Origin of the sequence: Rhodobacter sp. NTK016B, from assembly GCF_017303295.1 — a bacterium.
GTDB lineage: Bacteria > Pseudomonadota > Alphaproteobacteria > Rhodobacterales > Rhodobacteraceae > Pararhodobacter.
On record NZ_JAFKOK010000002.1, the window covers coordinates 422971 to 429543 of the forward strand.

6 protein-coding genes and 2 pseudogenes are annotated in these 6573 nt (G+C 60.6%); 4 read left to right on the top strand and 4 right to left on the bottom strand.

The window, feature by feature from the left end:
- Window positions 1–667 precede the first annotated feature (667 nt).
- Entirely contained in the window at window positions 668–862 is a 195-nt protein-coding gene (locus JI664_RS23875) for a hypothetical protein (RefSeq protein WP_286173828.1), read from the top strand.
- Window positions 863–888: 26 nt separating this feature from the next.
- A complete protein-coding gene (locus JI664_RS23880; RefSeq protein WP_349768681.1) occupies window positions 889–1131 on the top strand; it encodes a zinc-binding dehydrogenase in 243 nt (80 codons plus the stop codon).
- Window positions 1132–1159: 28 nt separating this feature from the next.
- Here JI664_RS23880 and JI664_RS23885 read toward each other — a convergent pair whose 3' ends face one another.
- From JI664_RS23885 to JI664_RS04385, 4 genes are all read right to left on the bottom strand, one after another.
- The gene (locus tag JI664_RS23885) at window positions 1160–2020 is read right to left on the bottom strand and encodes a sulfotransferase family protein (RefSeq protein ID WP_286173829.1); all 861 of its coding nucleotides are present in this window, start codon (window positions 2018–2020) and stop codon (window positions 1160–1162) included.
- Window positions 2021–2139: 119 nt separating this feature from the next.
- Entirely contained in the window at window positions 2140–3204 is a 1065-nt protein-coding gene (locus tag JI664_RS04375; protein WP_207012500.1) for a hypothetical protein, read from the bottom strand.
- Window positions 3201–3935 (bottom strand): aspartyl/asparaginyl beta-hydroxylase domain-containing protein, encoded by a 735-nt coding sequence (locus JI664_RS24140; protein WP_207012501.1) that lies wholly within the window; start codon window positions 3933–3935, stop codon window positions 3201–3203. The genes JI664_RS04375 and JI664_RS24140 overlap by 4 nt, the downstream gene beginning before the upstream one ends.
- Before the next feature lie 79 nt (window positions 3936–4014).
- Window positions 4015–6039 (bottom strand): tetratricopeptide repeat protein, encoded by a 2025-nt coding sequence (locus JI664_RS04385; protein ID WP_207012502.1) that lies wholly within the window; start codon window positions 6037–6039, stop codon window positions 4015–4017.
- Window positions 6040–6180: 141 nt separating this feature from the next.
- Here JI664_RS04385 and JI664_RS24310 point away from each other — a divergent pair.
- Both JI664_RS24310 and JI664_RS24315 read left to right on the top strand, forming a co-directional pair.
- Window positions 6181–6273, top strand: a pseudogene (locus JI664_RS24310) (metal-dependent hydrolase); the annotation flags it as partial.
- A gap of 119 nt (window positions 6274–6392) precedes the next feature.
- A pseudogene (locus JI664_RS24315) lies at window positions 6393–6573 on the top strand (helix-turn-helix domain-containing protein); the annotation flags it as partial.

Sequence of the window (6573 nt, forward strand, 5' to 3'; positions counted from 1 at the left end):
TCCTGGAACGAATCTGAACGGATTTTCGGGCCGTTCTACATCGCCGGGGCAAGACGATCACGCTCGTCTGTCATGATTTCCCAAAATCTGAAACAGGCTCAGCGCCCCTATCGCCTGTTTCAAGGGAAACCATTCTTAACGATCAACGGCCGCAAAGGGGTCAGAAGCGAGCGCCCTGGTTCCTGAGATATGTCGGGCTTTAGCGTAGAAACTGCGGTTTGCTATCTCACCCGGTGGAATGCGGTGATTGGCGGCAATATCGCGCAAAAGAGGGGAATTGGCAGGAAATGGCGGAGACGGAGGCAGAGGTTTCCGCTTTGTCCGCCGCTAATTTTTCCAAGGGGTTACGCTGGGTCCGGCCCCTACGTTTCTATAGAACGGCAGCAGGTGTCTAGGCAAAGTGAAGCGTGAATTGTGTGCGGCCTTGATCGTAGTTCACTCTTATCTTGAACCTTCTTGCGGCGGCATCCAATGTGTTGGCGGGATAGGCAAGCGATAGTGCCTACACGCCGTCAAAAACAGTGGAACCAGTCCTCGCTTCATCACTGTCAGTTCAAAAATTGCCCCACACTCCTTGATTGCTAGGTTCAAGGTATCTGCTATCTCCGCATGTCCACGTGATGGCGATAGATCAGTTGGCGCCTCGGGCAGCCTCGGAAGTGCTGCGGTGCAGATCGCCGCGGCAATGGGCGCAGAGGTCACCGGCAACTGCAGCCCCCGCAACGCCGACATGGTGGCCGCACTCGGGGCCGGCCGGGTCATCGACCATACGCAGCAGGAATTCACCCGACAGGCCGAGCGGCACGGCGTGATCTACGACACGATCGGCGTTTCGGCCTTCCCAAGGCCAGGGGGAGCCTGACCCGATCCGGCCGCTACGTCTGCCCGGTGCTGATCCTCGGCCTGCTGGGCGCGATGTTGCGCACCACGATTGCAGGCACGCGCAAGGCGCGCTTCTCGGTTACCGGCGTGCTCAAGTCGGACGCGCTGCGCCCGATGCTGGGCACCCTCGTCGAGATGGTCGAGGACAGGACGCTGATCCCTGTCATCGACCGGGTGTACGCTCTGGCCGACCTAATCGAAGCGCACCGCCACATGGAACGGGTCACAAGCGCGGTAAAGTCGTCGTAGTGGATGGGCACAGGTGCAGATCAAGCGCTCACATGTATCCGAGCGTTTGTGCTAGGCGCCGGATGTGCGGCGGCAAATGCGAGAGGTCGGGAAAGGTCTCCGGTTCGGGCTGGAGGCGAAATTCGGGGGCGTTGAGAAACTTTGGGTCGGCGCCGTAGGTCGCTTTCGCGGGCCCCAAAAAGGCGAAAGGAGATCGTTCGGGGCGACGCATGGCAGCGATGTCTGCCGCCGAGCGCGAAAGCCCCAGAAAGGCCAGCACGGTCTCAAGTGTGGTTTCGGGCGCGCGGATCAGGTCTTCGCCGCGAACTTGCAAAATCGCATCCTGGGGGAGGTTCTCGGCGAAACGCAGGATGTTTCGGTGCGCGCGGTTCCAGACCTGTAAGGCAGACGCTTGTCTCAGGTTGATCCCGGCGCTGTGTGCCCTGTCCCATCGCACGATTTCCTCCCACGACGTGCAGACATCTACCGGGTTCCGGGTCAGGTGTAGGTATCGCGCATTGGGAAAGATGCGCTGCGCGCGCCGGAGAGCGGTCATCGAAAGCGCCGTTTCCGGGGTCTTGTCCACAAGCTGCTGCGGCGCGAGCGCATCAGTGATATAGTGGAGAAGCCGCTCGGTGGTCCAATCGTTGCGCGCCTCCAGCCATCGCTGAGCCTGGGCGACGGCCGTGTCCGACTGGACGCCAGACTCAAGATGGGCCAGCAACCGAAGGATGCCATGCCGATGCACGTCATTCGGCGGCGCGTAGACGGCCAGAAGCTCGCCTATGGTTTCGGTCATGAACAGTTTCAGCTCCGGCGCGCCGAACAGAGCCGGGTGCTGCCCGAGCATCGCCGCGAACAGAGAGGAGAAGCTTCGAGGCGCTGTGAGAACAACAACCGGACCGGTCATGAAACCTCTCGTTTCGCCCACATGGCTGGGCCGGAAAGAAGATACGGCCCCAAGCGACTTGCCAGCCTCGTGAAAACGACGGCGGTGCCGTGTCCGCCCCTCTCAGCCTGGGGGGGCGGTCAGGCCGGCAGGACCCGACGTCGTGCCGTGTCGCTATGCGCGCTCAGTCGTGTCCATTGGTCGCCCACGAACAGCCGCTCCCACACATCGAACGCGTCCGAACTTGACTGTCGGCCCCGCCTGCGCATGACGTCCCTGTTCTCGTTCCGGACATGCGATGTCATGCCGCTGGCATAGGTCCTGCACTGGCGGCAGTCGAAGGTTGGGTGCGAGCACTTCAGGTCGCTCCGCGCCTGATCCACGAAATAAGTCTGGTGCACCGAATCCGACCGGCTGGCGCAATCGCGCGCGACGCCGGTTTCGTCAAGGTCGTAGGGGCTTTCGCTTGTGATCCAGTCGTCATAGGCGCTCGAATAAACGATCGTTTCCGGCAATTCGTCGCGCAACCCATCGATGATCGTGCGGGCGCGGGCGTAGTCCTCATCGCGCAGGATCAGGTTCCGGTCCTGATCGCTGAACCGGAGATAATCGTCTCGTGACGGCTGATCGACGCTGATCGACGTTTCGTAGACCTCTGTGGGGGCGAAGTAGTTGAACGTCATAGGCACGCCGTGTTTGGCGCAGGCGTAGGCCATCGGCCGGATCTCGTCGAGGTTCATGGCATTGATCGTGAAAACGAAGACCGCCCGGGGATCGTTCGCATAGTTTCGAAATGCTTTCGCCGTGACATCGGCGCCACGGGTCAGGGCCGTGGTGGCCTCGCCCCCCCAAAGCGACACATGGATACGATAGCGCACGTCGTCCGGAATGCGCCGCGTGCCGTTGGTTGCGATCATGCCTGCGGGAATGTACTCGGCCGCAGCCCGCACCCGGTCGATCGCCAGCGCTGGTTCTGCGCCGGCGAGGAAGGCATAGGTGATCCCGCGCTCGGCTTCGCGCTGGAAGAACTTCCTCCAACGCTCCGCGTCGGACACTTCGGTATGCTTGTAGGCATGCTCCCCCGAAAAAAAGAGGCATCCCTCACAGGTCAGGTTGCAGGTTGCCGAGATCTCGTAGGTGGAGGTCTTTATCGCCCGGGCACCGAGTTGAAGGCGACGCAGTCGCGATGGCGGCGGTGGTGTCATGACGGGTTCCTTGGCGTCGGTTCGGTTTTAAAGCCACCCGGTTCCGGCGTGGTGTTCGGTTTCGCCTCCTGCGAGGCGGCAAGCCAGGATTGGCGCACTCGCCCCCGTGTATGCAGCAAGAGACGTTCCTCATCGCTTTGGTTCAGGGTCCGATGCGGCCACGTTGTATTGAACCACCAGATTTCGCCGATCTCCATCCTGAATGCGCGAATCTCGCTCTTAGTTCGGAAGACGAATGTCGTCTGACCACTCAGCAGGCATTGGATCATGTTCTGATCCGGCGGATCGATATGCTCCTGAACCCTGCCCTGCGCACGCAGCACGTTGATACGGGTAAGCGAGAGGTCGTCGGCGAAGGGCGTTATCGCGTCGAGCCACCGCGTCATCGCCTCGTGCAGCGGCGTGTTGCGGTAGTGGTCGAGGATCGCGCCATGTTCATCGGTGATCTTGGCGATGCCGACGTTGGATTTGAGGCTTTCGGTGTAAGGGGTCCGCTTGTCGCCCTCGGTCATTGGAAAGCCGGCGCGGCGCCAATGTACGGCGACATCGTCGATATAGTCATGGTTCGCGTGGCCTTCGACAAGGCCCGCCCCGGCGCGAAGCTGTTCGACCAGTTGGGGGTCGATCACCCCCAATCGCCGGGCAACGCCAAGCTTGCGCATGTCGCGCAGGGCCTCAAGAACCCTGCCCTTCGGACGAAACCGGGTCGTGACCTGATCGTTCGATTCCACGCTGTCCCCCTGTGCTGGTGGCAGGTCGTAGGGCGGCGATGATCGCTGCACCGCGCCGTCGGACCGTTCGGCCACCTTGCTAATGCCACGACGCCCGCAGCGGGTTGAATCGCTCCGGAGCGCCGATCATCATGGCTTCCACCCGAGCTGCGTAATCCGCTGTCCAAGTTGAAAGCCAGGTCATCTCATCCATTTCCTCGGTGAGTTCCGACATCGGTTCCACTTTGATCACGAACCGCCCGTCTTGGTAGGTGGCTTGCACCCAATAAACCGGCAGACGCTCTCGAAACGCCAATCTCGGGATCAACGTCCCAAATGCTCGCTTGCGGCCCAGAAGACTTGCCTTACACAGAGGCGCCGGTTTCTGGCCGAACAATTGGATCGGAACCTGATCGTTTGAGGCCATAAGGCCGCCGCCGGCACGCAGGACCGACAGCATGGCGCGCACGTTCTTCGGTCCGCTTCCCCAGTTCTTGATCGCTCGAAAGGGAAGCGTGGCTCCTTTGTGGTCGAGGACGGATCGCCTCAATTGATGGATGCTGGGACATTCTATTAACACTTTGATCAACGCGGCGGGATATCCCGCGTGTGAAGTGACCGAAAGAAACGGTTGCCCGGCTTCCGAAAGCTCTCGCAGCGATGCGACGCCGACGGTTTCAAAGCGGTCTGATACGTATTCAAAATTGCGCGGATCTTCTATGAACGCCAGCTTCATCAGGTTCTGCACCGAAACCGCCCACGTCGCGCGGTGAAGCCAGTCATCGAAATCGTAGGCACTGTGATCCGCATGCCGCCATGCTCTGTTGACCGCGCGGGGCGGGATCGTAAATCTCCAATTGTCCGATCCGGAAAGCGTCTCTAGCAATCCCGTGACCAATTCGCTGGTTGGAACCCGGCTGATGGACGCCGCAGTGACCTGCGGCTCGGCAGCATCTTTTCGCGGTTGGTCTTTCGTGGTGCTCCAAGCGTCCGCCACACCTGCGCGGCCTTCGTCGTCCGGCTCTGCGTCGTCGGTCTGAATCCATCGCTGGCCATGAAGAAGCGCAACGACAAGGTCCTTTTCGCCGGCGCGCAGCAAGTTTCTGACATGGGACCGCTGGCCGTCGTCAGCCAGAAAGACATGCAACGGAACGTCTGCGGGCCTGTGCGATGCGTCTGCTCGATCCTTGATGGCCCACAAAGTTTCCAGGACGTCCAACAAGTCGGCAGCGAACCCCTCGGCTGCCGAGTAGATCCCGTAGAGGGCCATAAGCGCAGCGACCGAGCCTTGGTTTCGCTCGCGAACCGCCGTCAGCACGGCAATGGTTTCGTCGGTGCGGCCCCAACTTTCCAGCGCCTTGGCCCACATGATATCCATGCCGTCGCGGACACCGAGCATCGCTCGGCTGTCTGCGTAAAATGTCTCTGCAGCCTCCTGATCTTGCGACAGTATCAGGCATTGCAGGCGCAACGAAGAGATCCGGGCATGTTTCGGGAACTGCTCCGCGGCGCGTTTGGACAGTTCAAGCGCTGGCTGTAGGCGCAAATCCTGAACTGTAGCAGCAATCTGAGAGGCGATCTGCGTCGGGTCCAGCGAAGCGGTTTCTATCGCAAGGATCCGCCTGATCGTCTCGTTTCTGCGCCTTGTGTCCTTACAAGCATCGCACGCCTGCGCGAAGCTAAGCAGGCTAACTAAATCGTCGGTCTCGCGGTGTTGCGCGTCACCCATGAAGGCGATCACGTCCTTTTCACGCCTCAGCCGCATAAGGAGTTGTATGATCGAGCGTCGGGCTGACACTTCCCCCGGATGCGAAGACAGGACCGCATGGAATCGGTCCAGCGCAGTTTCCGCGTCCTTTCGCTGCAACGCCGCATTGCCATAGAGCAGAAGGGCGCCTTTATGGGTTGGGTTTTCGCAAAGGATACCCTGCAAGATACGCTCGGCGTCGTCGGTCTGGGACCGCCGCAGCAGAACCCGTGCCATCCCGAGCCGTGCAGCCATGTGGCCCGGACTTGTTTTCTCGACGGTCTCGAAAAGAGATAAGGCCGTATCCAGATCGCCAGACCGCAGCGCGGCCTGCGCGTCGCGCAATACATCCGTCCGTTCTCTCTCGGTAACTTCCACGTCCGCTATCAATCATAGGTTGCGATAACTCAGCGTTAACCAGTGATACGGTCGTTTCTTGAAGAGCTCAAGGCTACGGTGGTATCCGCGCCGAAGAAAGCGAAGCGCTCGCTTTTCGGCAATCTCGATGGGGACGAGGCCGTGCGGCTCGCTGTTGTCACGCGCCTTGAATGGATCACGCGCCAGCAGGCCAAGTTCCCGGCACAGCCGCGCCAGTCCGAACGACGCTATGAGTCAGGGGAAACCCACTTCTTCCCGGGCCCACGGTTTCGACTGAACCTGATCGAGGGGACTGGGTGTTTTGTCCCACGGTTTGATGGTGCGATCCATTCGACGGAATGGAAGGAAGCACTATGGGACAAGTTCGTCATGGCAGCGCCACGTACTGTTACCCGACAGGCGATTTGCATGGCAAATCCGCCGAGAGGGCGCGCAGGCTGTCAGAGCAGCAAGACGGCGATCGCAAGCTTCGACCTCGACGCTGAGCCGGGAACTCGGCATCAATCCGAAGACCGTTGCGAAGTGGCGCAAGCG